The organism is Burkholderia sp. COPS (assembly GCF_019425585.1).
In the GTDB taxonomy this organism is placed as follows: Bacteria; Pseudomonadota; Gammaproteobacteria; order Burkholderiales; family Burkholderiaceae; genus Burkholderia; species Burkholderia cepacia.
In genome coordinates, this window is record NZ_WIXR01000040.1 from 19,313 (window position 1) to 45,536 (window position 26,224).

Here is a 26,224-nt window from a genome sequence, read left to right on the forward strand (position 1 = left end):
GTCTCCGTCCGTCATTCGCTGAAACTGGCGCGCACACTGCCGAGCCCTTCGATATGCGCCGTATAAGTGCCGGCCGCCTTCACCGCGACCATCGGGCCGAGCGCACCCGTCAGCACGATCTCGCCCGCGCGCAACGGCGTGCCGAGTCGAGCCATCCGGTCCGCGAGCCACGCAGCCGCATTCAGTGGATTGCCGAGGCACGCACTTCCATTGCCGCGTGAAAGCACTTCGCCGTCCTGCGTGAGCGTCATCGCGCAAGCGGTCAGATCGATATCGCGCAGCAGCACCGGGCGGCTGCCGAGCACGAACAGCGCACTCGACGCGTTGTCCGCGACGGTGTCGAAAAACCGGATATCCCAGTCGCGGATGCGACTGTCGACGACCTCGACCGCGGCGACCGCATAAGCGGTCGCCGAGATCAGATCCGCGAAGGTGTGCTTTTCGGCGGTCAGGTCGCGTTCGAGCACGAGTGCGATCTCCGCTTCGACCTTCGGCTGAATCAACGAGGCGAGCGGCATCGGCTGGCTGTCGCCGTAAGCCATCGACGCGAACAACGCGCCGAAGTCGGGCTGATCGACGCCGAGTTGCTTCTGCACCGCGGGCGAAGTCAGGCCGATCTTCCTGCCGACGACGCGCTCGCCGTTCGCTGCGCGCAAGTCGTTGTTGATCTGCTGGATCGCGTAAGCGAGTGTCGCGTCGCCTTCGGGACACGTCTCGCGCAGTGGCGCGATCGTCCGACGCGAGGCCTGCGCTTCACGCAGGCGCGCGGCCATCGAAAGAATGTTGCTGTCATCCCACATGGTTCTATCTCCTGGAAAGGGTCTGTTCTCGCGCGTGCATCGCGCCGAAGCCGGCGATCCATTCCGGAATCGCGCGGTAGTAATCGATCGATGCCGCGTAACGACCGCTCGCCGCAAGCGCACCGAATGCCGCAACCCACGTGCGGATCTCGTGTGCGGACTTGCCTGCCTCAAGCGTGATTGCTTCGTTCGTGAAGCCATCGGCGGCGGTGAGTTCACCGCGTTCGAGCAGTTCGAGAAACGCGCGGTCCCATGCTGGATTGAGCGGATGCAGCCGGCTGTCACCCGCAGCGAACGCCTTGGCCGCCGCGACGGTGCGGGATTGCCGCGCATCGCGCGACTCCGGTGACGGGTTGCGTCCCGCGATCAACCGTTCCGCGACGACATCGTCCGCGCCCGAGATTTCCGGCACCGGTGGCTCATGCGAAATGCCGCCCGAGCCGATCAGCAACACGCGCTTCGGCATGCGCGCGACGGCACGGCCAATCGCATCGCCGAGCAGCCGCGCGCGGCGGCACGACGCCATCGGCGGCGCAACCGAGTTGATGAACACGGGCACCACTGGATAGCGGTCGATGCCACCGGTGAGTACCTCGAGCGCCTGCGCGCAGCCGTGATCGACCTGCATGCGATACGAAACGGCGACGTCGATATCGCTCGCGAGCGCGGCATCGGCGAGCGCGAGCGCCACATCGCGCGCGACGGGCAACGGGCCGGCCGCGCTGCCGAAATCGCCGATGGCCGTTGCACTCACGCCGATGCAGAACTGCGGCATCACGTCGTAGAAAAATCCGTTGTAGTGGTCCGGCGCGAACACGATCACCAGTTCCGGATCGAACGCATCGACCCGCTCGCGCGCCGCGCGCTGCACCAGTTCGACTTCCGCGACGACTTTCGGACTGGGGTCGAAATACCCGTGCAAGGGGGTATGCGACATGCATTCGAGATGAATCGGCATCTCAGGCCCCTACCAGGTCGGCGGCGTGCGCGAACGTCGCGCCGTTGGCCGTCGCGCCCGTTGCCATCACAAGCGACAGCCGTTGCGCAAGCTGCGACACGCAGCCCGATACACATTGCGGCGAGCACATGCCGGCGACGAAGCGGTCGGGCCGCAACAGCACGACCGATTCGGGCATGCACGCGAACCAGTCGCGCAAGCGCGAGTCGACATCGCCAACAGCGATCACGTCGTCAGGCACGTCGTCTTGGAAGGCGAGCTGCGGGTCGGGCTTCGCGATCACGAAGCACCCCCCAAGCGCGTTCCAGATGCGGCGCGCCTCGGGCGTCAGGCCGAAAGTCGGGTCCGTGCCCCACCCCACGATCGCGAAACGGTTGCCGATCGCATCGTCGAGCCGGACGATGCTGCCATCCACCAGACGCACGCGTGGCTGGATGAACATGCGCCCCACAGGAGTGCCCGCCTGCGCATCGCGGCCGTGCACCATCCGCCCGATCAGCGATTCACGTTTCTCGCTCATCAAACCGACCAGCCTGCCGAACGCGCCGTGTCCGCGCTTCGCGATCATGCGCGCGAGCAGCCCTTCGGACCGCGCGCGTCGCGCCAGAAGCACGACGCCCTCTTCATAGCGCGGCATCGGCTTGAAGCGCATTTCGACGAAGTAACGCTTCAGGGAAGGCAGCATGTCGAAACAGCGCACGAACGCGTCGCGCACTTTCGATCCGAAGAGGCTCGTCGGCGCGAAGATATCGCCCGCGACTTCCGAGAGGTGGATCATCGAGCGCGCGTGGGCGCGCCGCTCAATCGTGTAGGTATCGAGCAGCGCGTCGTGCGCCGTGCCTTTCACGACCATCGCGAGCTTCCAGCCGAGATTGCTCGCGTCGCGAATGCCGCTGTTGTAACCCTGCCCCTGCCACACCGGCATGATGTGTGCAGCGTCCCCCGCGAGCAGGATGCGTTTGACGCGGAACGTGCTCGCGAGCCGCGCGTTGTGCGTATAGACCCGTCGGCGAATGTAGTCGACCTTGTCAGGGTCGTCGACGACCCCGCGCACCAACGCCGCCATGTTCTCCGGCTTCGACAGTTCCTCCTCCGTCTCGCCCGGCATCACCATGAACTCGAAGCGCCGGATCCCGTGCGGCAGCGCCGCCGAAACGTAGGGACGCCTCGCGTCGCAATGCAGATAGACATGCGGAGAGCCGATCGGGTCGTTGCGCACGTCGATCACGATCCATTGATTCGGCTTCGTGCGGCCTTCGAACGGCACGTCGAGCGCGCGGCGCACAAAACTGTTGCCGCCGTCCGCACCGACCATGTATGCGGCACGAATCGTCGTCTTCGCACCGTTCGCGTCTGTCACGTCGAGGGTCACCCCGCTCTCGTCCTGCACGAAGCTGTCGACGCTGTGGCCAAGCAGCGTCGATACATTCTCGAAACGCCCGAGCCCCCTGTACAGAATCTGATCGGCGAGCGGTTGAATGAATGCATTGCGGCGTGGCCAGCCGAACTCGTCGGTGCGCGGCTCGATCGACGCGAAGCACTTCCCTTTCAGCGTGAAGCGCATCCAGTGATTCGGTGTGGTGTGCGGCAGCAGAGCGTCGACAAGGCCGACCGACTGGAATACGCGCAGTGCTTCGTCGTCGAGGCCGATGGCGCGCGGATAGTCGATGATCTGCGCGAGCTTCTCGATCACGACGACGCGCACGCCCTGCAGGCCGAGAATGTTCGCGATCATCAGGCCGACCGGGCCCGCGCCGATGATGGCGACATCTGCGTCGATCGAACGGTGTGTCGTTTCGTGAGGATGAGCGCGGCCGTTGCCGGCCGCCGGTTCAAAGGCGGGGCGCATGCTTGTCTCCTGACTGGGCTTGTCCGATGTGCTGAACCGACGAAGCGCCTGGCTCCCGATCGTTCAGCTTATGAACGCAGTTTATGGATGGCGGATAACCCCCTCAACAAAATCTCCGGAATGTGCATAGAATGCACATGATTGATTTCAATGGGATTTTTTCCGTGACAACCTATACGAACGTGCGCGGACTGGCGCGCGGCCTTCAGGTACTGCGGGCTCTGAATGCGATGGAAGACGGACGCGCAACGAGTCAGCAGATCGCCGATCTGACCGGCCTGCATCGCACTACGGTGCGCCGCCTGCTCGAAACGTTGATGGAGGAAGGATTCGTGCGCCGCAGCACATCGGACGACAGCTTCCGCCTGACGCTCGCCGTGCGTTCGCTGAGCGAGGGCTTCACCGATACCGAGCGCATCGCCACCGTGGCGCCGCCGATCATGGGGCAGCTCCTGCAGCGCGTCGCGTGGCCATCCGATCTGACCACGCCCGATGGCGACGCGATGATCATCCGTGAGACGACGCATCGCTTCAGCCGGCTGTCGTTTCATCGCGCGATGGTCGGGCGGCGTTTGCCGATCTTGCTGACGGCTGCGGGCCGCGCCTACTTCGCAATGTGCCCCGACGAGGAGCGTGAGGACATTCTGGAACTGCTGCGCTCCGGTGCGGGCGGCGAAGAGCAACAGGCGTTCGCGAGAAACGATGCGCTCGTGCGCAAGCTGATCCGGCGTGTGCGAGAGGATGGTTTCGGCTCGAATCACGGGGACTGGACCGCACAGGCGAAGATCGGCGCGGTGGCGGTCGCGATCAGCGCGGACGAGCGCGTGATCGCGAGTCTCAATATCGTCTTCCTGTCGCGCGCGGTCAGTCTCGCAGATGCCACTCGCCGCTATGTGCCCGAGTTGCAAAAAACGGCGACCGAGATTGCCGCAGCGTTGAAGCTGGAACCAGGGACTCCGCCCCATCCATCGGCGTAAGCAAATCCACGGCAGCGATCCTCACTGCGGCTTCAACATCCGCTGAATGATCGTCCGCAACATCGCCCGGTGCGCGCGCGGCTTGAACCCCGGCTCGAACACCACGCGCCCGACCGCGCCTTCCGCGAGCGCGAGCAGCCACGTCGCGACAAGATCGGGCTTCAGGCTTGCGTCGATCTTCCCTTGCGCCACGCCGCGCTTGATCAGCGCGACCATCCGCCCTTTCACCTGCGCCTCGTTCGCCGCGAACAGCGCGGCGACGTCCGGATTGCGCGTCGCCTCCGCCGCGGTCTCGACGCAGATGCGCGCATAGACGGGATCGCTCGACAGTTCCATCAACGTCAATGCGATCTCCTCGATCGCGGCCAGCGCGTCGTCGGCGTCCGCATGCCGCGCGAACAGTTCGGCCATCTCGCGCTGGTCGTCCTGCGCGACTGCCTCGATGATCGACGCCTTCGTCGGGAAGTAGTGGAACAGGTTGCCGGGACTCATGCCGGCCGCCTTGCAGATCGCGGCCGTGGACGTCGCATGGAAGCCGTCGCGCGCAAAACAGTCGATCGCGGCATTCAGGATCTGGCGCCGCTTCGCTTCCACTCTTTCAGGGTCGATCTTTCTCAACAGGCACTCCGTACTCGACGATGACTCGAATCTTTATTAGACTGATTAATCGATCTATTATCGTGGCGACGTCCGGCAGGCGTCAAGGCAGCGTGCCCCCGCACATGCCGCCTGCGGCATCCACTCACGCCACCGTACCGAGGGCCTCTTGAAACGAATCGTCATCGTCGCCATCGCGCTCGTCCTGTTCGTGCTCGTCGTGGCCGGTGCGCTCGTGCTGCGCGGCCTCGCCGACTTCGAGCTGAAGGGCGCGAACGCGTCGTCGCTCACGTTCCGCACCAACGGCGCCGACCTCGCCGGCACGCTCGCGCTGCCGGCCCATGCGCCCGGCGCGCCGATCGTACTGCTCGTGCACGGTGACGGGCCGCGCACCCGCTTCTCCGACGACGCGATGCTGCCGCTCGTCAACAGCCTGCTCGACGCCGGCATCGGCGTATTCGCATGGGACAAGCAGGGCACCGGCCGCAGCGGCGGCGACTGGCTCGCGCAATCGATGCAGGATCGTGCGAACGAAACGATCGCCGCGATGGCGCGCGTGCGCGCCGTCGTCGGTCCCGCGCACAAGATCGGCCTGCTCGGCTTCTCGCAAGGCGGCTGGGTCGTACCGCGCGTCGCGAATGCAGTGCGGCCCGCGTTCTCGGTGATCGTCGGCGGCGCCGTCAGCTGGCGCCGGCAAGGCACCTACCTGAGCCGGCAGCAGCTCCAGGCAACGGGCCTGCAGCCGGATCGAATCGATGCGACACTGGCCGCCGAGCGACGCGACAACGACGAAATCTTCGGTCGGTCTGACGTACCGGCCGATCCGCGCCGGCGCCCCGACATCGAGCCGCGCCGCTTCGGCTTCATCGCACGCAACTACCTGGAGGATTCGTCGCAGGCGCTCGCGACGATGCAGGGGCCCGTGCTGGCCGTGTGGGGCGCGCAAGACCGCAATGTCGATCCGGTCGACGAGGCGCATGCCTACACGCAAGCCTTCGCGAACCGGCCCGACCGGCGCGTGGTCGTCGTGCCCGGTGCGACGCATGGGTTGCTGCGCGCCGGCTGGTTCGACTACCAGCTCGAGTCCGACTGGCCGACGTGGAAGACTTGGTTGTACATGGCGCTCGGGCGCCATGCATATGCGCCCGGCACGCTCTCCAGGATCGAGGCGTGGATCCGGTCGCAGTGAACACGTGTGCAGTACCGCGGCGCCGCGAAGGCGCCGCACCTGAAACAGGCAATACGGCCGTGCCGGCTGGCGTGGCCGCATCAAGGAGAGGTTCCAATGTTTTCGTGGTTTGAACGGCGCCTGCCGACTTTCCCGCTCGAAGATCCCGTCACGCCGCCGAAGGGATTCTTCTCGTTCGTCTGGGCGTGCACGAAAGGCGCGCGCAGCTGGATCCTGCTGATCGCGTTGACGTCGGCCGCGCTGGCCGCGTACGAAGCCGCGCTGTTCGCGATGATGGGCCGCGTGGTCGACTGGCTCGCGTCCGCGACGCCGGCGGATTTCGGCGGCCGGCACTTCGGCACGCTCGCCGGTTTCGCGGCGATCCTCGCCGGCAGTGCCCTGCTGATCGCGCTGCATACGATGGTCAAGCACCAGGTGCTCGCGATCAACTTCCCGATGCGGCTGCGCTGGCTGTTTCACCGGCTGATGCTCGACCAGAGCCTGTCGTTCTACGCGAACGAATTCGCGGGCCGCGTGACGACGAAGATCATGCAGACCGCGTTGGCGGTGCGCGACGCGCTGTTCATGTCGGTCGACGTCGTGATCGGCGTCACCGCCTACCTGATCGGCATCCTCGCGCTCGCCGCCAGCTTCGACTGGCGACTGATGATTCCGCTCGTGCTGTGGGCGCTTGGCTACGGCGCGGCGTGCGCGTATTTCGTGCCGCGCCTCGGTGCGGTCGGCAGCCGGCAGGCCGACGCGCGCGCGCTGATGACGGGCCGCATCACCGACGCGTATTCGAACATCACGACCGTGAAGCTGTTCTCGCACACGCGGCGGGAAGCCGACCATGCACGACGCGCGATGGAAGCGTTCAAGGCAACCGGCGACGCGCAGATGCGGCTCGTCAGCGCGTTCGAGGTCGTCAATCACCTGCTGTCGACGCTGCTGCTGGTCGGCTCCGCCGGGCTCGCGCTGTATCTGTGGATGCACGGCGAAGCGAGCGCGGGCGTCGTCGCGGCCGTGATCGCGATGGCGCTGCGCCTGTCGAGTTATTCGCACTGGATCATGTGGGAAATGACCGAGCTGTTCGAGAACGTCGGCACGATCCAGGACGGCATCAACACGCTGACGAAGGTGCGCAGCGTGGTCGACGCGCCCGATGCGAAGCCGCTTACGGTGCAGCGGGGCGAAATCGTGTTCGACAACGTGCAGTTCGCGCACGAGGACAACGATCGCGCGGTATTCGACGGGTTGAACCTGACGATCCGGCCGGGCGAGCGGATCGGCCTGATCGGCCGCTCGGGCGCCGGCAAGTCGACGCTCGTGAACCTGCTGCTGCGCTTCTACGACGTGGGCGGCGGCGCGATCCGGATCGACGGGCAGGACATCGCGCACGTCACGCAGGACAGCCTGCGCGCCGCGATCGGGATGGTCACGCAGGATACGTCGCTGCTGCATCGGACGATGCGCGAGAACCTGCTGTACGGCCGCCCCGACGCGACCGAGCGCGAGATGCAGGACGCGGCCGAGCGCGCGGAAGCGTCCGAATTCATCGACCGGCTGCGCGACCGCCACGGCCGCAGCGGCTACGACGTCGAGGTCGGCGAACGCGGCGTGAAGCTGTCGGGCGGCCAGCGGCAGCGCGTCGCGATCGCACGCGTGATGCTCAAGGACGCGCCGATCCTCGTGCTCGACGAAGCGACCAGCGCGCTCGATTCCGAGGTCGAAGTCGCGATCCAGCGCAGCCTCGACGGCCTGATGAGCGGCAAGACGGTGATCGCGATCGCACACCGGCTGTCGACCATCGCGGCGATGGACCGGCTGATCGTGCTCGACGAAGGGCGCATCGTCGAGGAAGGCACGCACCAGCAACTGCTGCAGGCCGGCGGCATCTATGCGGCGCTGTGGGCGCACCAGAGCGGCGGGTTCCTCGGTGAAACGGCGGAGGTGGAGAAGGCGGAGCAGTAGGCGGGACCGCTGTGGCAACATGGCGCACGGCGATCGCCGGCCGGTTCGGCCACGGTCGCATTCCCGCCGGCGGGATGCCCGCCCCCGGCTTCCCGTCGCCCGACGCAGATCCAAGGAGCCCCGCATGACCACGCGACCGGATATCGCCACCGCGCTCGACGCGCCCGATTCGGTGCTCGAGGAAGACGAGCAGCGATTCGTGCAGCGGATTCGTCAGCACGGGTGGTTCCGCACGGAAGTGTTCGCGGAAGGGGACGCGCCCGGGTTTTCTTTCACGACCGGGCTGTGGGTCAACCACGGTTTTCCGGAACTCATCGTGTTCTCGATGCCGGCGCGCATCGTCCATGACGTGCTGTGGGACGTCTACCGGATGGTCGCAGCCGGCACGCCGCCGCCGGTCGGCGAAGTCACGGATGTCGTATTCGGCAACGCGAACGCGCTGCTGATGCCGGTCGACAAGGCGCACTACGAAGCCCATCTCGGCTGGAACCGCTGGTTCTACGGCAACGACGAGTTCCCGTGCGTCCAGTTGCTGTGGCCCGACCGCGACGGGGTTTTCCCGTGGCAGCCGGAAGCGGACGACGCGTTGAACGCCGCGCAGCCGCGCCTGTTCGGCGCCGGCAACCAACACCACTGACCCGCGCGCAGGATCGCGCGGCACCGTGCAAGCGTGCCGCGCGGCCCGACGCTACAACCGCACGACCGTCGATTTCAGCTCGGTGTACTTGTCGAGCGCGTGCAGCGACTTGTCGCGGCCGTTGCCCGACTGCTTGTAGCCGCCGAACGGAAAATTCAGGTCGTCGCTGCCGTCACCGTAGCAGTTGACCCACACGGTGCCCGCGCGCAGCCGCCGCGCAACGGCATGCGCGGTCGACAGATCGGCCGACCATACCGCCGCGGCCAGCCCGTACTCCGTGTCGTTGGCGATCCGCACGGCCTCGTCGACGTCGTCGAACACGATCACCGACAGCACGGGCCCGAAGATCTCCTCGCGCGCGATCCTCGCATCCGGTTTCACCTCGAACACCGTCGGCTCGACATAGAACCCGCCCGTCTCCTCGCGCACGCGCGCACCGCCCATCACGAGGCGCCCCTCGTCGCGCCCGGCGCCGATGTAACCCATCACGCGATCGAGCTGCATGCGATCGACGATCGCCCCCATCGTCACCGACGGATCGAGCGGATGCCCGGGCACGAAGCGCCGCGACGCGTCGACCAGCTTCGCGACGAATTCATCCTTGATGTCGCGATGCACGAGCAGGCGCGAGCCGGCCGTGCACACTTCACCCATGTTGAAGAAGATCGCGTCGGCGGCCGCCTGCGCGGCGCGGTCGAGATCGGGGCAATCGGGCAGCACGATGTTCGGCGACTTGCCGCCGAGCTCGAGCCAGACACGCTTCAGGTTCGACTGCGCGGCGCACGCCATGATCTGCTGCCCCGTGCGCGTCGACCCCGTGAACGCGATGCAGTCGACGTCGCGATGCAGCGCGAGCGCCCTGCCCGGTTCCGCGCCGCCCGGCACGACGCTGAACACGCCCGCCGGCATGCCGGCGTCGCACGCAAGCTGCGCGACGCGGATCGCGGTGAGCGGCGATTTCTCGGACGGCTTGAGCACCACGCTGTTGCCTGCCGCGAGCGCCGGCGCGAACTTCCAGGCGGCCATCAGCAGCGGAAAATTCCACGGCACGACGGCCGCGACGACGCCGATCGGCTCGCGCGTGACGAGCCCGACCAGCCGAGGGTCGACCGGCGCCACTTCACCGCCGATCTTGTCGATCGCCTCCGCATACCATTCGACGCAATGCGCGGCAGCCGGCACGTCGATCGCCGTGGTATCGGCGATCGGCTTGCCGGTGTCGAGCGTCTCGAGCAGCGCGAGCTCGTCGAGGTGCTCGCGCATCAGCGCGGCCCAGCGCTGCAGCACCGCCTTGCGCGCGCGCGGGTTCAGCCCGGCCCACACGCCCGCGTCGAACGCGCGGCGCGCGGCCGCCACCGCGAGGTCGACGTCGTCGGCGCCGCAATCGGCCACGTGCGCGAGCACACGACCGTCGATCGGGCTCAAGCAGGCGAAGGTCGCGCCGGTTTGCGCATGGCGCGCGGCGCCGTCGACGAACGCGCGCCCTTCGATCCGCAGCGCGGCCGCGCGGGCCTGCCAGTCTTCGAATGTCGATTGATTCATGCGTATCCTCGTGAAAAGTCCCGCATCACGATCCGGTAACCGGATCGATCGGCGTCAAGATGCCCGCGCGCGCCTCGATCGCTTCGCCCGCCGCGAGACACAGCGCCTCCTGAAAACGTCCGGCGACGAGTTGCACGCCGGTCGGCACGCCCTCGCGGATGCCGGTCGGCACCGACAGCCCCGGCAGCCCGAGCAGCGCGGTCGCGAGCAGCGGCCCCTGCCGGTCGACGATCGCGCGCATCGCGTCGTCGCCGTGCTGATCGGCGTCGATCGCGAACGGCCGCGCGCACGACACCGGCATCAGCAGCAGCGGATGGCGCACGAAGAACTGCTGCCAGTCGCGCAGCAACGCGGTGCGCCGCGCGAGGCCGTTCATGTAGCCCTCGAGATCCAGCGGCTTCGCGAGACGGCGCTGGCTCGCGAACGCGGTACGGATCGCGGCGTCGCCGTGCTGCATGATCACGTCGCCGAGGCCGCTGCGCGCTTCGTTGGTCACCAGGTCCAGCCACAGCTCGCACGCTTCGGCGAACCGCGGCGGCACCGCTTCCTCGACGATGCAGCCGGCGTCCTCGAGCCAGCGCGCGGCCTGCCGGATCGCATCGACCACCACGGGATCGGACGGCACGCCCGGCAGCGCCGCGCACACGGCCACGCGCGCGGGAAACGCGGTTTCGCGCGCCATCGGCGCAACCGGCATCCACCAAGCGTCGCGCGCGTCGCCTGCCGCCATCGCGTCGAGCGCGAGCCGCAGATCGCCGACCGTGCGGGCGAGCGGCCCCTGCACCGAGGCGAGCTGCACCGCGAGCGTGCGGTCCTTCGACTGCGTCGGGTTGTACGCCGGCACGCGGCCGGTGCTCGGCCGCAGCCCCGCGACACCGCATGCATAGGCCGGATAGCGGATCGAACCGCCCAGGTCGTTGCCGTGCGCGATCGCACCGATGCCGGCGGCCACGGCCGCGGCGGCACCGCCGCTGGAACCGCCCGGCGTCAGCGACGAATCCCACGGATTGGACGTGCGGCCGTGCAGGTCGTTGTCGGTGAACCAGCGGTACGAAAACGCCGGCGCATTGCTGCGCCCGATCACGATCGCGCCGGCCTTGCGCAGGTTCGCGGTCACCGGGCTGTCCTCGTGCGCGACCAGCCCTGAAAACGCGCGCACGCCGTTGGTCGTCGCGTGTCCGGCCGTGTCGACGTTGATCTTCACGGTCACCGGCACGCCGTGCAGCGGGCCGACCGGCGCGCCGCGCGCGATCGCGGCATCGGCATCGGACGCGGCCTGCAACGCGCTGTCGGCCATCACGTCGACGATCGCGTTGATGACGGGGTTCACCGCGTCGAGCCGCTGCAGGCAGCTGCGCGTGAGTTCGGTTGCGGACACGTCGCGACGCGCGACGCGCTCGGCCATCTCGGCCGCGCTGAGACGCCACCATTCCTGGGTCATGAGTTGCTCCTCGTTGATCTCGATGATTGTCTTGTACCGGACGTGCGCTACGCGCACGGCTGCCCGGCCAGCGGGGCGTGCGACGCGTAGATCTTGCGGCACGTTTCGACGACTTCCCACGTGCCGCGAAAACCCGGTGGAATCACGAACCGGTCGCCGGCGCGCAGCACGCGCTCGCGGCCGTCCGCATCGCGCACGATCGCGACGCCGCTCAGCATCTCGCAATACTCGGACTCGTCGTACTCGATCGTCCAGCGGCCGGGCGTGCATTCCCAGATCCCGCAGCTGAACTGCCCGCACGGGCTGATGTAGTGATGCGACAGCGTCTGCAGCGGATTGCCGTCGAGCAGCAGCCCGCTCGGCACGCGGCTCTGCGTGAGCTTCGCCGGTGCCTGCATCAGGTCGACGAGAGTCGTGATGTTGGTCATGTGTGCCTCCAGGGCATGAGTGAATCGAAACGTTTCGGTGCCGCGCGGGCGAGCCGCCCCGCGCGCATCAGAGCAGGTCCATCATCCGGTGCCAGGTCATCGCGAGCGCCAGCATCGGCGTGCGCAGCGCGCGTCCGCCCGGAAAGTCGCGATGGCGAATCCGGCCGAACAGGTCGAAGCGCGCGGCCTGCGCGTCGATCGCTTCCGCGATCAGCCGCCCCGCGAGGCCCGTCACGTTGACGCCGTGCCCGGAAAATCCCTGCGCGAAATACACGGTCGGCTCGAGCCTGCCGAAATGCGGCGCGCGATTCATCGTCGCGTCGATCAGGCCGCCCCATGCATAGTCGATCCGCACATCGGCCAGCTGCGGGAACGTCTTCAGCATGTCGCGCCGCATCGCGGCCGCGAGGTCGCGCGGCGTATTCGTCGAGCTGCTGGCCTTGCCGCCCCACAAGAGCCGGCGGTCGCGCGTCAGCCGGAAATAGTCGAGCGCCGAACGGGTGTCGCAGACCGCCGCATCGGCCGGCATCGTCCTGGCCGCGCGCGCGTCGCCGAGCGGTTCCGTCGCGATCAGGTACGTCGCGACCGGAATGATCTTGCGCGCGAGCGCGGGTGCCAGCCGCCCCAGGTACGCGTTGCAGGCCAGCACGACATGACGGGCATCCACGTGCCCGCGCGCGCACGTGACGCGGTGATGCGGCGCGGCACGATCGAGCGCGAGCGCGGTCGTGTCCTCGTGGATCGTCACGCCGGCCTCGCGCGCCGCCCGCGCGAGGCCGAGCGTGTAGTTCAGCGGATGCAGGTGGCCGCTGCCTTCGTAGCGCAGGCCGCCGACGTAACGATCCGATGCGACGAAGCGATGCATGTCGGCGCGCTCGACGACTTCGTAGCCGCGATAACCGAAGCGTTTCGCCGCGGTATCGCGCCACGCACGCAGCGCATCGAAATGGCGCGGCTTGTTCGCAGCGGTCAGGTAGCCGAAAGTCAGGTCGCAATCGATGCCGTAGCGCCCGACCCGCTGGCGGACGATGTCGACCGACTCCAGCCCCATCGCCCATACGCGCCGCACGTCGTCTTCCGGCAGGCAGGCCGAGAACGTATCGATGTCGCACGCGTACCCGGCAATCAGCTGGCCACCGTTGCGTCCGCTCGCGCCCCAGCCGATCCTCGACGCCTCGACGAGCACGACCGAATGGCCGCGCTCGGCGAGCTCGAGTGCCGCGGACAGGCCCGTGAGCCCGCCGCCGATCACGCAGACGTCGGCCGTCACGGCCCCGTCGAGCGACGGATGCCGCGCGCGGTCGTTGGCGGTCGCTGAATAGTAGGACTGAACATGTTGCTGGTTTTCGAACTTGAGCATGTGCAAGACTCGCGAACGGCGTCGCGTCAGAACGCGTAGATGAGTTGGGTGGCGAGCAGGTCGTTCGACTTCTCGTACGACCCGTCGTGGCGCAGGAAGACCTTGTTGCTCGCCCAGTCGTGCCGGTATTCGACTTTCACCGTCACTTGCTGGGTCGGGTAGAACAGCAGTTCGAACGCGGCGGCCTGCCGCGTCGTGCCCTTGCACTCGAAGCCGACACCGCCGTTCGCCTTCGACAGCGCGAGGCAGTCCGCATCGATGCCGAAACCGTTGTACGGATCCATCCCGTTGCCGTTCAGGCCGATCGAGGATCCGCCGCCGCCGTTCTTCCGGTTCACGAGCAGGTCGTAGCGCAGCGTCGCGCCCATGCGGCCGACCACCGGCGCGTTGAACTTGCGGTGCGCGAGCAGCGACAGCCCGAACCACTGCGCGAGCCCGCCGTTGAACGCGCCGTGCTGCTGCTGGCCGTAGTCGAACTCGGCGTTGTACTGCGCGTCGGCGAGCGTGTAGGTCGCATCGGCTTCGCCGAAGAAGAACGCGCCGTATGCGCTCGGCGCATTGCCGCCCACGCCGTAGCGCATGTTGCCGGTCGCCGGATCGACCGCGCTCGGCAGCGTCTGTCGGCCGATGCTGATCGAGCCGCCGACATCGAGCGCGCTGCCGCGCAGATAATCGACACGCGCGGTGAAGGTCGGCACCTTGTTGCTCGTCGTGATCGGGTCGCCGAACGCGTTGACGCCGGTCTGCGTCACCGCGCCCGCGCTGCGGAACTGCTCGTTGCCGACGAAGAACTTCCACGCCCAGTGGCCGTCCGCGCTCTGGTAGTTGACGCCCGCGCCGATCGACGAGCCCGGATCGGAGAAGTCGTACAGCAGGTTGTGCGTGAGCGTGAGCATCTGGCTCGACTGCTGGTACTCGTAGCCGCCGAACCCCGTCACGAGCCCGCCGACGAACGCCGTCGTGCCCGACAGCGGCACCGTGACGACCGCCGTGTTCACGATGTCGAGCCCGCTCGCGCCGCTGCCCGTCATCATCGACAGGCCCGCGCCGCGGTTCGGCATCAGCGTGATTTCCGCGGACGGTGCGCTCGGGCCGACACCGAACGTCTTCTTGATGTCGAGGAATACGTCGCCGAACGTGCTGTTGTAGTAGGTGTACGCGTTTTCATGGTTCGCGAACTGGAACGACGAGGTGCCGCCACCGCGGTTGTACAGGTACGTCGGGTCGAGATAGCCCGTCACCGACAGCCCCGCGATCGGGCCCGTGCGTGCGGCGTCGGTCAGCGAATCGACCTTCAACTGCTGATTGGCGACCTGCTGCCGGATTTCCGACACGTCGTCGTTGGTCAGCACGGCCGGCGCCTGCCCGTAGCCGGGTGCGGACGGGTCAGCCGCCGCACCGGTCGTCGCGTTCGCAGCGACCGATGCGGCCGATGCGGCCGATGCGGCCGGCATGGCCGATGGCTTCGCGGCGAGCTGCGATTGCAGCGCGCTCATCTGCCGTTGCAGCACGGCGATCTGCTGCTGCAGTGTGCGGATCTGGTCGGCGCTCGAATTCGCCGCGGCCAGCCCCGGTAGCGCTCCGGCGATCAGCGCGCAGAGCATCTTCTTTTTCATCGAATGTCTCCTGGTCGTTCGTCACTTCGTGGGATGCGGGATGCGGTCGTGCAGCGGCCGTGGGGCCGGCGCGCTCGCGGGCGGCATGGCGGACGGCGACGCGGGGGTGTCGGGCACCCCGGGCGCGGATGATGCGCGCCACGTACGCATGTCGCGCGCCTGCCGCCGCTCGCGGGCCAGCATCGCGCGGTTCACGACGACGACACCGATCGTCACGACCGTGATGAACACCGTGGCGAGCGCATTCATCTCCGGGTTGAGCCCCATCCGCACGCGCGAGAACACGACGAGCGGCAGCGTCGTCGACCCGGGGCCGGACAGGAACGCCGACAGGATCACGTCGTCGATCGATACCGTGAACGCCAGCAGCCAGCCGGACACCAGCGCCTGCGCGATCAGCGGCAGCGTGATCACGAAGAACACCTTCCACGGCCGCGCGCCGAGATCGAGCGCGGCCTCCTCGATCGAGCGATCGAGCTCCTTCACGCGCGACTGTACGATCACCGCGACGAACGACAGGCACAGCATCACGTGGCCGATCCAGATCGTCAGCCAGCCGCGCCCGGCCGGCCAGCCGAACGCCTGCTGCATCGCGACGAACAGCAGCAGCAGCGAGATGCCCTGGATCACTTCCGGAATCACGAGCGGCGCATTGATCATCGCGGCATACAGCGTGAAGCCGCGAAAGCGCCCCATCCTCGCGAGCACGAAACCGGCCCAGGTGCCGATCGCGACCGACGCGGTGGCCGTCAGCAGCGCGATCTTCAGCGACAGCCACGCGGCCGTCAGCAGCTCGTCGTCGTGCAGCAGCGCGCCATACCATTTCAGCGAGAAACCCGACCACACCGTCACCAGTTTCGACGCGTTGAACGAGTACGCGACCAGGCTGACGATCGGGACGTACAGAAACAGGAAGCCCGCGCCCAGCACGCACGCGGACAGGATGCGATTCGCGCGGGTCATGGTTTTGCCTCCGCTTCGGTCTGGCTGTAATGGAGCAGCGCCATCGGCACGAGCAGCAGCAGCACCATCGTCACCGTCACGGCGGACGCCATCGGCCAGTCCATGTTGTTGAAGAACTCGTCCCACATCACGCGGCCGAGCATCAGCGTGTTCGCGCCCCCGAGCAGTTCGGGGATCACGTATTCGCCGACCGCCGGAATGAACACCAGCAGGCTGCCCGCGACGATGCCGTTGCGCGACAACGGCAGCGTGATGCGCCAGAACGCGGACCACGGCGTTGCGCCGAGATCGTTCGCCGCCTCGAGCAGCGTGAGATCCATCTTCACGAGATGCGCGTACAGCGGCATCACCATGAACGGCAGGTACGAATAGACCATCCCGATGTAGACGCCCGCGTCGGTGTGATAGAGGCGCAGCGGTGTCGCGATCACGCCGAGCGCCGCCAGCGCGTGGTTCAGCAGCCCGTCGTCCTTCATGATGCCGACCCACGCGTAGACGCGGATCAGGAACGACGTCCAGAACGGCAGCATCACGGCCATCATCAGCAGGTTGCGGCGAGCCGGCGCCGAGCGCGCGATGAAGTAGGCGATCGGATACCCGGCCAGCAGGCACATCAGCGTCGACGAGGCCGCCATCTTCAGCGAACTGACGTAGGTGTTCAGGTACAGGTCGTCCTGCAGCAGGAACGCGTAGTGCGACAGCTGCAGCGCGAAGTGCACGACGCCGTCCTTGATCTCGACGAGCGACGTGTACGGCGGGATGCCCATCACCTGGTCGGCGAAGCTGATCTTCAGCACCAGCACGAACGGCAGCGCGAAGAAGATCGCGAGCCACACGAACGGCACGCCGATCGCGACGCTGCGGCCCGACGGCAGGAAGCGCGACAGCATCGAGAAACGGCCCGGGCGCGCGCGGCCGGCGCCGGTGCTCGCGGCGCCGGCAGACACCGGCGCGGACGAAGTGGAAGCGGAGGTTCTCATCGTGGCGTCCTCACTGCGTCAGCACGACGCCGCTGGCCGGCGACCACGACACGAACACGTCGTCGTTCCACGCCGGCGCGTTGTCGCTCATCAGATGCGAGCTCGACAGGTTCGACACCACCGTCTTGCCGCTCGGCAGGCGCACGTGGTACAGCGAGTAGCTGCCCATGTACGCGATGTCGGTCACGACGCCGCGCGCCCAGTTGTGCTTCGAGCCCGGTTTCTCGCGCGACACGTGCACGCGCTCCGGGCGCACCGAGATGCCGACCGGCATCCCGAGCGGGCCCGTCACGCCGTGGCTCACGTACATGCGCGCCTCGAGGTCGTCGCTTTCGACGAAGATGTGGTCGGGTTCGTCCTCGACCACGCGTCCTTCGAACAGGTTGGTCGAGCCGATGAATTCGGCCGAGAAACGGCTGTTCGGGTATTCGTAGACTTCGCCGGGCGAGCCGATCTGCACGATCTTGCCCTCGCTCATCACCGCGAGGCGGCTCGCCATCGTCATCGCCTCTTCCTGGTCGTGCGTGACCATCACGCAGGTCACGTCGACCTTCTCGATGATGTTCACGAGTTCGAGCTGCGTCTTCTGGCGGATCTTCTTGTCGAGCGCGGACATCGGCTCGTCGAGCAGCAGCAGCTTCGGGCGCTTGACCAGCGAGCGCGCGAGCGCGACGCGCTGCTGCTGGCCGCCGGAGAGCTGATGCGGCTTGCGCTTCGCGTACTTGCTCATCTGCACGAGCGCGAGCGCGTCGGCCACGCGTTCCCGGATCTCGTTCTTCGGCGTGCCTTCCTGCTTCAGGCCGAACGCGACGTTCGATTCGACCGTCATGTGCGGGAACAGCGCGTACGACTGGAACATCATGTTGACCGGGCGGCGATACGGCGGCAGCGACGCGAGGTCCTCGCCGTCGACGAAGATCTTGCCGGAGGTGGCCGTCTCGAGCCCGGCGAGCATGCGCAGCAGCGTCGACTTGCCGCAGCCGGAGCTGCCGAGCAGCGCGAACAGCTCGTTCTTCGCGATCGTCAGGTTCACGTTGTCGACGGCCGTGCTGTCGCCGAATTTCTTCACGACGTTTTCGATGCGCACGAAGGCGTCCGCTTCGCGGCACGTGCCGGCCGCCACCGACGCGGCAGGGAGCGTATGGATCATCGTCGCCTCCCTCAACCGCCCGACTTCAGCTGCAGCCACAGCCGGTTCTGCATCCGTGCGATGTCGGCGCTTCGCGGCATCGCGAGCGACGTCTTCGCGATCGTGGCATCGGACAGGTAGACGCTCGTGTCCTGCGCGATCACCGGTGTCACGAATGCGCGCGCGGCCTTGTTGGCGCTCGGGTAGAAGATCTCGTTCGTGATCGCCGCGTTGGTCTTCGGCTCCTCGATGTAGTTGATCCACTTCAGCGCGGCTTCCGGATGCGGCGCATCCTTCGGGATCGCCATCACGTCGAACCACAGCAGGCCGCCTTCCTTCGGATTCACGTAGCGGATTTCGTACGAGCGCTTCGCGTCCAGCGTGCGCCGCCGCGCGACGCCGACGTCGCCCGACCAGCCGAGCACGACGCACACATCGTTGTTCGCCAGGTCGTCCGCGTAGCCGGCCGAGCTGAACTGCGTCACGTACGGGCGGATCTTCTTCAGCACGTCGTAGGCCGCCTGGTAGTCGGCCGGGTTCTTGCTCTCGGGGTCCTTGCCCAGGTACTGCAGTGCCGCCGCGAACGCGGCGTCCGGCGCGTCGAGCAGCGAAATGCCGCAGCCCTTCAGCTTCGCCGCGTTGGCCGGGTCGAACAGCAGCGCCCAGCTGTCGGTCGGCGCGTTGTCGCCGAGCCGCTTCCTGACTGCCTCGACGTTGTAGCCGATACCCGTCGTGCCCCACGCCCACGGCACGCCGTACTGGTTGCCCGGGTCGGCCTTCGCGACCATCTTCATCAGCACCGGGTCGAGGTTCGCGAGATTCGGCAGCTTCGACTTGTCGAGCTTCTGGTACACGCCGGCCTGGATCTGCTGCGCGAGATAGTTCGACGTCGGCACGACGATGTCGTAGCCCGAGCTGCCCGCGAGCAGCTTGGTCTGCAGCGTATCGTCGCTGTCGTAGCTGTCGTAGCGCACCTTGATGCCCGACTGCTTCTCGAAAGTGGGCACCGTGTCCTTCGCGACGTACTCCGACCAGTTGTACACGTTCAGGTTGGCATCGCCGGCATGGGCGGGCAGGCTGGCCGCGCAGGCCAGCGCCGCCGACGTGACGAGCGCGACGCGCAACGCCGGTTGACGACGGATACGGATACGCATGGGGATTCTCCTTGTGATGGCGATCGGCCGTTGCGCCCGGTCCGGGTCGGGATTCGCGTCAACGCCGTCAGGCGGTGTTCGGCACAAGAGGCAATGTAGAGATCGCGGCCCGCAGCGTCAGTCCTGAAAACCGGGACAAACGGCGACGTCGACCGGCCCCGTTTGGGTAGATTCCCGTGTAGGCAGTCGAAAATATTCGTGATACCTGTAGCGCCACCGGAAATTCCTCGACACCCGACGTCATGAACGCTGCGCTGCCCGCCCCCGATCTCCCGCTGAGCCACGTCGCGTTCGTGACCGAAACGCTGGGCGACATCGCCCAGGCCGTCGGGACGCCGCGGTTCATGCGCGCCGTCTACGACACGCTCGTGCGCTACGTCGATTTCGACGCCGTGCATCTCGACTACGAGCGCGGCCCGTCGTCGGGCCGGCGCAACGTCGGCTGGATCGGCAGCTTCGGCCGCGAGCCCGAGCTGATCGCGCAGGTCATGCGCCACTACTACCGCAGCTACGCGAGCGAGGATGCAACGTACGCGGCGATCGAAACCGAGAATGACGTGCAGCTGCTGCAGGTATCCGCGCAGCGCGTGGCGAGCGAACTCCGGCATCTGTTCTTCGACGCCGGCGACATTCACGACGAATGCGTGATCGCGGGCGTGACGGGCGGCACGCGCTACTCGATCTCGATCGCGCGCTCGCGGCGGCTACCGCCGTTTTCGCTGAAGGAACTGAGCCTGCTGAAGCAGCTTTCACAGGTCGTGCTGCCGCTGGCGTCCACGCACAAGCGCCTGCTCGGCGCGATCTCCGCGGACGACGCGCCGCGCGACGAGCTCGATCCCGACCTCGTCGCGCAATGGCTGCCGGAATGGCACGAACGCCTGACCGCGCGCGAGATGCACGTATGCGCATCGTTCATCCAGGGCATGACCTCGGCGGCCATCGCGCAATCGATGGGGCTCAAGACGTCCACCGTCGACACGTACGCGAAGCGCGCCTTCGCAAAGCTCGGCGTCGATTCGCGCCGGCAACTGATGACGCTCGTGCTGAAAAACGCGTCGCGGCGGCACAACGCATAACGTCCCCACGCACCGGCCGCCGGCCGGTTGCGCGCGCATCCATCTCCGCGCCGCCTCATAACGATCCGACAATTTATTGGTTCCCTCGACGATGCGCTGTCCGTATCGTTCACCGACTCGTCAGACCAATCGACCAACGGGGGAATCCAACAATGAAACCAGTCCGTTCATTCGCACTGCTCGCGCTGCCGGCCGCGCTCGTCGCCGCCGGCGCCCACGCGCAAAGCAGCGTCACGCTGTACGGCATCGCCGATGCGGGCATCGCCTATGTCCACAACGCGCAGAACGCGAACGGCAGCAATGCGTCGAGCCTCGTCAAGTTCAGCAGCGGCAACCTGTCCGGCAGCCGCTGGGGGCTGCGCGGCACCGAGGATCTCGGCGGCGGCCTGGCCGCGCTGTTCCAGCTCGAGAACGGCTTCAACATCGGCACGGGCGCACTCGGCCAGGGCAGCCGCGAATTCGGCCGCAAGGCCGTCGTCGGCCTCGCGAGCAGCACGTACGGCACCGTCACGCTCGGCCGCCAGTACGATCCGGTCGTCGACCTCGTGCAGGGCCTTACTCAGGACAACTACTTCGGCGGCGTGTTCGCGACGCCGGGCGACCTCGACAACTACGACAACAGCCTGCGCGTCAGCAACTCGGTGAAATACACGAGCCCGCTGATCTCGGGCTTCCAGTTCGAGGGCCTGTACGGCTTCGGCGGCGTCGCGGGCGCCACCGGCAGCGGCCGCACGTACAGCGTCGGCGCAAGCTACGCGAACGGCCCGCTGTCGCTCGGCGCCGGCTTCTTCTACGCGAACGGCGGCTCCTCGGTCGCGAACGGCGTGCGCACGTGGTCGAGCAGCTCGGACACGCTGTTCAACACCGTGATCAACCAGGGCTTCTCGAGCGCGAAGTCGATCCAGATCGTGCGTGTGGCCGGCCAGTACGTGGCCGGGCCCGCCACCTTCGGCCTCGCGTATTCGAATACGCAGTACGGCGCGGACACGCTGTCGGCGTTCAGCCAGAACGCGAAGTTCAACAACGGCTCCGCGTTCTTCAACTGGCAGTTCTCGCCGGCGCTGCGTGCGGGTGTCGGCTACAACTACACGTCGCTGACGGGCCCGTCTTCCGCGCACTACAACCAGGTCAACCTCGGCGCGGACTACGCGCTGTCGAAGCGCACCGACCTGTATGCGCTGTTCGGCTACCAGAAGGCGAGCGGCAACACGCTCAACGCGAACGGCGCGGTCGTGAAGGCCGCCGCGTCGGTCGGCTCGTACGGCGTGAACTCCGGCACCGATACGCAGGAACTCGCGATCGTCGGGATTCGCCACAAGTTCTGATCGCGTCGCCGCCAGGCGACGACAGCGACGGACGACAGCCGGCAGGCGCGCACCGCGGTGCGCGCCTGCGGCGTTTACACTGTCCGCGTTCACGTTCCGCACGACACAAGGAGGCCGGCATGCTGACCGTATGGGGGCGCCGCAATGCATTCAACGTCCAGAAGGTGATGTGGCTCGTCGACGAGCTCGCGCTTGAGCATCGGCACGTGCCGGCCGGCGGGCAGTTCGGCGTGCTCGACACGCCCGGATTTCTCGCGATGAACCCGCACGGGCGCGTGCCCGTGATCGACGACGGCGGCACGGTCGTCTGGGAATCGCACAGCATCCTGCGCTACCTCGCCGCGCGTTACGGGCGCCCCGGTTTCTGGCACGACGATCCGGCCGAACAGTCGCGCGCCGACCGCTGGATGGACTGGTCGCAAACCACGCTGCAGCCGACGCTCCTGAACGGCGTGTTCCGGGGCTACTACCGGACGCCGCCCGAGCAGCGCGACACGGCGCGCGTCGAGCAAAGCATCGCGCAGTGCGCGCAATACTTCCGCACGCTCGATGCGGTGCTGGCCGGGCAACCGTTTCTCGCGGGCGACACGCTCACGCTCGCCGACATCGCGGCCGGCACGCATCTGTATCGCTATTTCGAGCTCGACATCGCCCGGCCGGACCTGCCGCACGTGCAAGCATGGTACGAACGGCTGAAAGCGCGGCCCGCGTATCGCACGCACGTGATGATTCCGTTCGACGACCTGCGGGGCAAGCTCGACTGAGCGGGCGCCACGCCAACGGCATGCGGCTTGTTGGATGGTTGTAAGAACAACGGTGTAGGGTGCCGACCTGTACGCCCGCCGGATTTGCATGCGTCGTCGCGACCAGGATCGTCGCCAGGCGGGTCATCGCTGACCAACCACGCAGGCAACGTGATGAGCGCTCAGGACATTCCGGTCGACTTCGCTTTTCAGCAGGACACGGCGGCAGCCGTCCATCGAAACGCCGGCCTCGACGCGTTGCGCGCGTGCCTGACGTTGCTGGTGGTCTTTCACCACTGCGCGATCACATACGGCGCGCTCGGCGGGTGGTACTACCACGAGGTCGCTGCCGGGCCGTCCGTGGAATCCGCACTGCTGACGCTCTTCTGCGCGATCAACCAGGCCTTTTTCATGGGCCTGTTCTTTTTCCTGGCCGGTTATTACACGTCGCCGTCCATCGATCGCAAGGGCACCGCCCGTTTCCTCACCGACCGGTTCATCAGGCTCGGCCTGCCTCTGCTGGTGTACGGCTTCGTGATCGGCCCGGCAACGATCGCCCTGGCGCAATCGGGCGCAGGCCACCCGTTCGCGGATACGCTGGGCCGCCTGTGGCGCAAAGGCACGTTCGAGAACGGCCCGATGTGGTTCGCCGAGGCGCTGCTGATGTTCAGCGCAGCCGCAGCACTCTGGCACATCGCCTTCCGGCGCACCGTGGCGCGCGAAACGAACCGCCCCGCCCGCAACCCCTTTCCTTCCGACAGGACGTTGGCCGCCGCGGCGTTGCTCACGGGTATCGCGGCACTCGCGCTGCGGTCGCGATGGCCGGTAGGTACCAACGTATGGGGGCTGCAGCTCGGCTACTTCGCGAGTTACGTCGTGTTGTACGCAGCCGGGTGCCGGACCGCGCGCGTGCACTGGATCGAGCACCTGCCGGCACGGCAGGTCAGACTGTGGTGGCGCATCGCACTGCTGGCACTCCCTGTCCTGCCGGTCGCTTACCTGCTCGCCAAGCACGTTCCTGCATTGCGCGGCCGCCCGCAGGACGTGATCTACGCATTCTGGGAGCCGCTGGTCGCGTGGGGAACGAGCCTGTTTCTTGCCAGCCGTTTCCAGCGGCGCTTCGATCGACTGACAGGCGCATGGCGGTCGCTGTCCCGGCGCGCGTACACGATCTACATCATCCATCCCCCGGTGCTGGTGGGTATCGCCCTCGTATGGCGAGCCGTGCCGGCGTCGCCGTTCCTGAAGTTCGCCGTGACCGGCGGTGTCGCTTGCGTCACGTGCTACCTGATTGCCGGCCTCCTGCTCCGCGTGCCGAGACTCGCGTCGATCCTGTAAACGCACCCATGCCTGACGCAGCTGGTAGAAAGCGCAGATCAAGCCGGAAATGCGCGCCTAATGTCGCCGCATGCCCCCCGCCCCGCCCATGCCGCCGAACGCATGCATTCCGCCGAATTCGCGATGCGCGCCGACCGGGAACGCGCCATGGTGAAAACCGGCGCCGATCGGCACGCCGAAGCGGCGATGTTCGATCCCGTTGACGTGAACGACCGGATCGAAATGGTGGAAATGGTGGAAGTGGTGGAAACGATCGATGAAGATGAAGCTCACGCCCGCGCCGATGAAAAGCGGCGGCCCCCAGTACCCCAGGTCGGCATACGGGTAGTCCACCGCCGGATACCATAAAACACTACCATCGGGACTCTGCACGAACTGCCATGTGCCGTCGTCCTGCAGGCACGCACGCCCCACGATTTGCTGGTCCGTGCCGTCGATGTTCGCTCGCGCAACGACTGCACGGCAGTTGGCCGTGTCGTCCGCCAGATCGTCGTACGTTTGCGCGAAGACCGCCGCGGAACAGCCCACACAGACGATACCTATCCCGGCTCGAAACAAGTTGCACATGATCGGCTCCTGATTGCCCCCGACCACTCGATCGCGTGGCGCCGCTGACGGCGCCCGACACATCGGATTGCTCACGCACGATTCACCACGCGGCGGTAACGCGCCGCCGCTTCGTACAAGGTCTCCTGCCTGCTGAACGATGCGGCGCGCGTGCTTATTCCAGGGGTCTGGTGCGATTGACCGACGCGGGAACCTTCGACAGTCGATGCCGCGGCTGGCGGCCGGCGCCGGCCTAGCGCCTCGCGAAGCGGTAAGCCGCTGCCGCCGTGATCCCGAATACCAGATGGGCCACCAGCGTGATCGCACCACGGACAGGAACGAACCACGGGAAGATCGCGGTGAAGGCGTACAGGTTGACGCCGTACAGGATGAGGCCGAACGCACCGCCTGCGAGTAGCGCGGCCGAGAGCGACAGGGTGCGGATCGTTTTCGCCAGCACGGCCGCATAGACCAGCGACAGCACCAGATGCACGAGGGTCGCCACCGCCATGACCAGCGGATCGAAGCCGGCGGAAGCGTCGAGCACGCGGCGCCCCATCACGATGGCGGCCGTAAGGCGTGCGTCGCGCAGCAGGTTCCCGATGGCATCATCGCCGGCGATCGACCAGAGCAGCAGCTCGACGACGGTCGAGCCGACCGCCGCGGCGAACGCCGCCCAGAGAATCGGGACGACACTCGCGCGTTTCAACTGGCGCCCCCGGCGCAACCGGCCGAGGAATCGAAGCAGCGTGTGCCGCCCCCGCTCCGGCGCCGGCCGGGCAGCATGTGCCCGCGATGCCGAACCGGGCAGCCACGCAACATCACGACGCCCGTTCGCAATCCGTCCAGTAAGCGAACGGATCGCGATGCTTCGGATAGTTTTCGTCCAGCCATTTCAGCAAGGTCGCCCGTGCGTTGTCCATGTCGGCTTTCAACGACGAGGTCGTCAATTCATGCACTTCGACGGACTTCTCGCGATCGACCACGAAGCAGTTCCAGTCGGGCCCGTCGAGATCCGGATCGTCGGACGCCTTCGACGACTTGCCCCAGCCGAACCCCTTGCGTGCGTCGATGTAGTACCGCGGATGCACTTTCAGGTACGACATCTCGCCGCCCTGCAGGCTGCTCTCCGCGCGCAGCACGTCGTGCCCGTCGACGATCTGCGTGACTTCCGGAAGCCGGCGCGCTCGCCATCCGGCGGGCAGCGTCGCAATGGCCTTGACGCTGTCGTACATCCCCCAATCCAGCCCCCAAGCTTCGGCCATGCGCTTCATGAATGCGTCCGCGTTCGGATAACCGCGCAGCTGAATCCGGGTCGACAGCGTGACTTCGATCCCGCCGCGCACGCCCGTGCCGGCGGATGCCTCGTTTGCGTTCGCTTCGAACGGGTTGCCGGGACGCGACGCGCGCGTCTCGTCCGCGGGCGCCATGCCCGAAAAAAGTTGGTCGAGCGCTGCACGCGCTTTCGACGATTTGTCCGGCCTGTTCATTGTTGACCTCGCTTGCACCCGCACGGATGCATACATTTCCGATTTTCGTTCATCTCTCCACCTCATCGTTTTTCGCGGACGCATTGTCGTCGATCCGGCGCCGCCGGCCTAGTGCCTCGAATCGCACACAGCGTCC

General features: G+C 67.0%; 23 protein-coding genes and 1 pseudogene. 8 read left to right on the forward strand and 16 right to left on the reverse strand.

Going from position 1 to position 26,224, the window contains the following annotated elements:
* Positions 1-11: 11 nt before the first annotated feature.
* Genes mhpD through FOZ70_RS28655 form a run of 3 tightly spaced genes read right to left on the reverse strand, consistent with a single transcriptional unit; the run spans position 12 to position 3,607 of the window.
* On the reverse strand, positions 12-800 hold the full coding sequence (mhpD, locus tag FOZ70_RS28645; RefSeq protein ID WP_219707341.1) for a 2-keto-4-pentenoate hydratase: 789 nt from the start codon (positions 798-800) through the stop codon (positions 12-14).
* 4 nt (positions 801-804) lie between these two features.
* A complete protein-coding gene (locus tag FOZ70_RS28650; protein WP_219707342.1) occupies positions 805-1,758 on the reverse strand; it encodes a 3-carboxyethylcatechol 2,3-dioxygenase in 954 nt (317 codons plus the stop codon).
* A gap of 1 nt (position 1,759) precedes the next feature.
* On the reverse strand, positions 1,760-3,607 hold the full coding sequence (locus FOZ70_RS28655) for a bifunctional 3-(3-hydroxy-phenyl)propionate/3-hydroxycinnamic acid hydroxylase (protein ID WP_219707343.1): 1,848 nt from the start codon (positions 3,605-3,607) through the stop codon (positions 1,760-1,762).
* Positions 3,608-3,771: 164 nt separating this feature from the next.
* Between FOZ70_RS28655 and FOZ70_RS28660 the strand changes: the two genes are divergently transcribed.
* Positions 3,772-4,584 (forward strand): DNA-binding transcriptional regulator, encoded by an 813-nt coding sequence (locus FOZ70_RS28660; protein ID WP_060130587.1) that lies wholly within the window; start codon positions 3,772-3,774, stop codon positions 4,582-4,584.
* 21 nt (positions 4,585-4,605) lie between these two features.
* Here FOZ70_RS28660 and FOZ70_RS28665 read toward each other — a convergent pair whose 3' ends face one another.
* On the reverse strand, positions 4,606-5,202 hold the full coding sequence (locus FOZ70_RS28665) for a TetR/AcrR family transcriptional regulator (protein WP_219707344.1): 597 nt from the start codon (positions 5,200-5,202) through the stop codon (positions 4,606-4,608).
* A gap of 148 nt (positions 5,203-5,350) precedes the next feature.
* On the opposite strand from FOZ70_RS28665, the gene FOZ70_RS28670 reads away from it, so the two are divergent.
* The 3 genes from FOZ70_RS28670 (at position 5,351) to FOZ70_RS28680 (ending at position 8,957) form a co-directional block, all read left to right on the forward strand.
* Positions 5,351-6,370 carry an alpha/beta hydrolase gene (locus FOZ70_RS28670; protein WP_219707345.1) on the forward strand — a complete coding sequence of 340 codons (1,020 nt, stop codon included), beginning with the start codon at positions 5,351-5,353 and terminating at the stop codon, positions 6,368-6,370.
* A gap of 96 nt (positions 6,371-6,466) precedes the next feature.
* Positions 6,467-8,320 (forward strand): ABC transporter ATP-binding protein, encoded by a 1,854-nt coding sequence (locus FOZ70_RS28675; RefSeq protein ID WP_219707346.1) that lies wholly within the window; start codon positions 6,467-6,469, stop codon positions 8,318-8,320.
* Positions 8,321-8,444: 124 nt separating this feature from the next.
* Positions 8,445-8,957, forward strand: coding sequence for a DUF4262 domain-containing protein (locus tag FOZ70_RS28680; protein ID WP_219707347.1), 513 nt, complete (start codon positions 8,445-8,447; stop codon positions 8,955-8,957).
* Between the two features lie 51 nt (positions 8,958-9,008).
* Here FOZ70_RS28680 and FOZ70_RS28685 read toward each other — a convergent pair whose 3' ends face one another.
* From FOZ70_RS28685 to FOZ70_RS28725, 9 genes and pseudogenes are all read right to left on the reverse strand, one after another.
* Positions 9,009-10,499 carry an aldehyde dehydrogenase gene (locus FOZ70_RS28685; protein WP_219707348.1) on the reverse strand — a complete coding sequence of 497 codons (1,491 nt, stop codon included), beginning with the start codon at positions 10,497-10,499 and terminating at the stop codon, positions 9,009-9,011.
* 25 nt (positions 10,500-10,524) lie between these two features.
* Positions 10,525-11,940 (reverse strand): amidase family protein, encoded by a 1,416-nt coding sequence (locus FOZ70_RS28690; RefSeq protein WP_059620356.1) that lies wholly within the window; start codon positions 11,938-11,940, stop codon positions 10,525-10,527.
* Between the two features lie 47 nt (positions 11,941-11,987).
* The gene (locus FOZ70_RS28695; RefSeq protein WP_021160700.1) at positions 11,988-12,368 is read right to left on the reverse strand and encodes a cupin domain-containing protein; all 381 of its coding nucleotides are present in this window, start codon (positions 12,366-12,368) and stop codon (positions 11,988-11,990) included.
* Between the two features lie 67 nt (positions 12,369-12,435).
* The gene (locus FOZ70_RS28700) at positions 12,436-13,728 is read right to left on the reverse strand and encodes an FAD-binding oxidoreductase (RefSeq protein WP_021160701.1); all 1,293 of its coding nucleotides are present in this window, start codon (positions 13,726-13,728) and stop codon (positions 12,436-12,438) included.
* 26 nt (positions 13,729-13,754) lie between these two features.
* Positions 13,755-15,344: a DUF3138 family protein gene (locus tag FOZ70_RS28705; RefSeq protein ID WP_219707349.1), complete on the reverse strand. Its 1,590-nt coding sequence runs from the start codon at positions 15,342-15,344 to the stop codon at positions 13,755-13,757.
* A gap of 21 nt (positions 15,345-15,365) precedes the next feature.
* Positions 15,366-16,307, reverse strand: coding sequence for an ABC transporter permease subunit (locus tag FOZ70_RS28710; protein ID WP_219707350.1), 942 nt, complete (start codon positions 16,305-16,307; stop codon positions 15,366-15,368).
* The gene (locus FOZ70_RS28715; protein WP_219707351.1) at positions 16,304-17,287 is read right to left on the reverse strand and encodes an ABC transporter permease subunit; all 984 of its coding nucleotides are present in this window, start codon (positions 17,285-17,287) and stop codon (positions 16,304-16,306) included. Before FOZ70_RS28715 ends, FOZ70_RS28710 begins: the two co-directional genes overlap by 4 nt.
* A 10-nt stretch (positions 17,288-17,297) precedes the next feature.
* A pseudogene (gene potA / locus FOZ70_RS28720) lies at positions 17,298-18,377 on the reverse strand (polyamine ABC transporter ATP-binding protein); the annotation flags it as partial.
* Positions 18,378-18,448: 71 nt separating this feature from the next.
* Entirely contained in the window at positions 18,449-19,570 is a 1,122-nt protein-coding gene (locus FOZ70_RS28725) for a polyamine ABC transporter substrate-binding protein (protein ID WP_059551800.1), read from the reverse strand.
* A gap of 242 nt (positions 19,571-19,812) precedes the next feature.
* Between FOZ70_RS28725 and FOZ70_RS28730 the strand changes: the two genes are divergently transcribed.
* The 4 genes from FOZ70_RS28730 to FOZ70_RS28745 all read left to right on the forward strand — a co-directional run bounded on the left by FOZ70_RS28730 (position 19,813) and on the right by FOZ70_RS28745 (position 24,052).
* A complete protein-coding gene (locus FOZ70_RS28730) occupies positions 19,813-20,646 on the forward strand; it encodes a helix-turn-helix transcriptional regulator (protein WP_219707353.1) in 834 nt (277 codons plus the stop codon).
* Between the two features lie 152 nt (positions 20,647-20,798).
* Entirely contained in the window at positions 20,799-21,971 is a 1,173-nt protein-coding gene (locus tag FOZ70_RS28735; protein ID WP_060343973.1) for a porin, read from the forward strand.
* A gap of 119 nt (positions 21,972-22,090) precedes the next feature.
* The gene (locus FOZ70_RS28740; protein ID WP_219707354.1) at positions 22,091-22,735 is read left to right on the forward strand and encodes a glutathione S-transferase; all 645 of its coding nucleotides are present in this window, start codon (positions 22,091-22,093) and stop codon (positions 22,733-22,735) included.
* Between the two features lie 153 nt (positions 22,736-22,888).
* Positions 22,889-24,052: an acyltransferase gene (locus tag FOZ70_RS28745; protein WP_219707355.1), complete on the forward strand. Its 1,164-nt coding sequence runs from the start codon at positions 22,889-22,891 to the stop codon at positions 24,050-24,052.
* A gap of 57 nt (positions 24,053-24,109) precedes the next feature.
* On the opposite strand, the gene FOZ70_RS28750 is transcribed toward FOZ70_RS28745, so the two are convergent.
* The 3 genes from FOZ70_RS28750 to FOZ70_RS28760 all read right to left on the reverse strand — a co-directional run bounded on the left by FOZ70_RS28750 (position 24,110) and on the right by FOZ70_RS28760 (position 26,088).
* Positions 24,110-24,619: a hypothetical protein gene (locus FOZ70_RS28750; RefSeq protein ID WP_219707369.1), complete on the reverse strand. Its 510-nt coding sequence runs from the start codon at positions 24,617-24,619 to the stop codon at positions 24,110-24,112.
* A gap of 232 nt (positions 24,620-24,851) precedes the next feature.
* Positions 24,852-25,307 carry a sodium:proline symporter gene (locus tag FOZ70_RS28755; RefSeq protein WP_219707356.1) on the reverse strand — a complete coding sequence of 152 codons (456 nt, stop codon included), beginning with the start codon at positions 25,305-25,307 and terminating at the stop codon, positions 24,852-24,854.
* A gap of 112 nt (positions 25,308-25,419) precedes the next feature.
* Complete coding sequence (locus FOZ70_RS28760) at positions 25,420-26,088, reverse strand: hypothetical protein (protein ID WP_021160714.1); 669 nt, start codon at positions 26,086-26,088, stop codon at positions 25,420-25,422.
* Positions 26,089-26,224 lie beyond the last annotated feature (136 nt).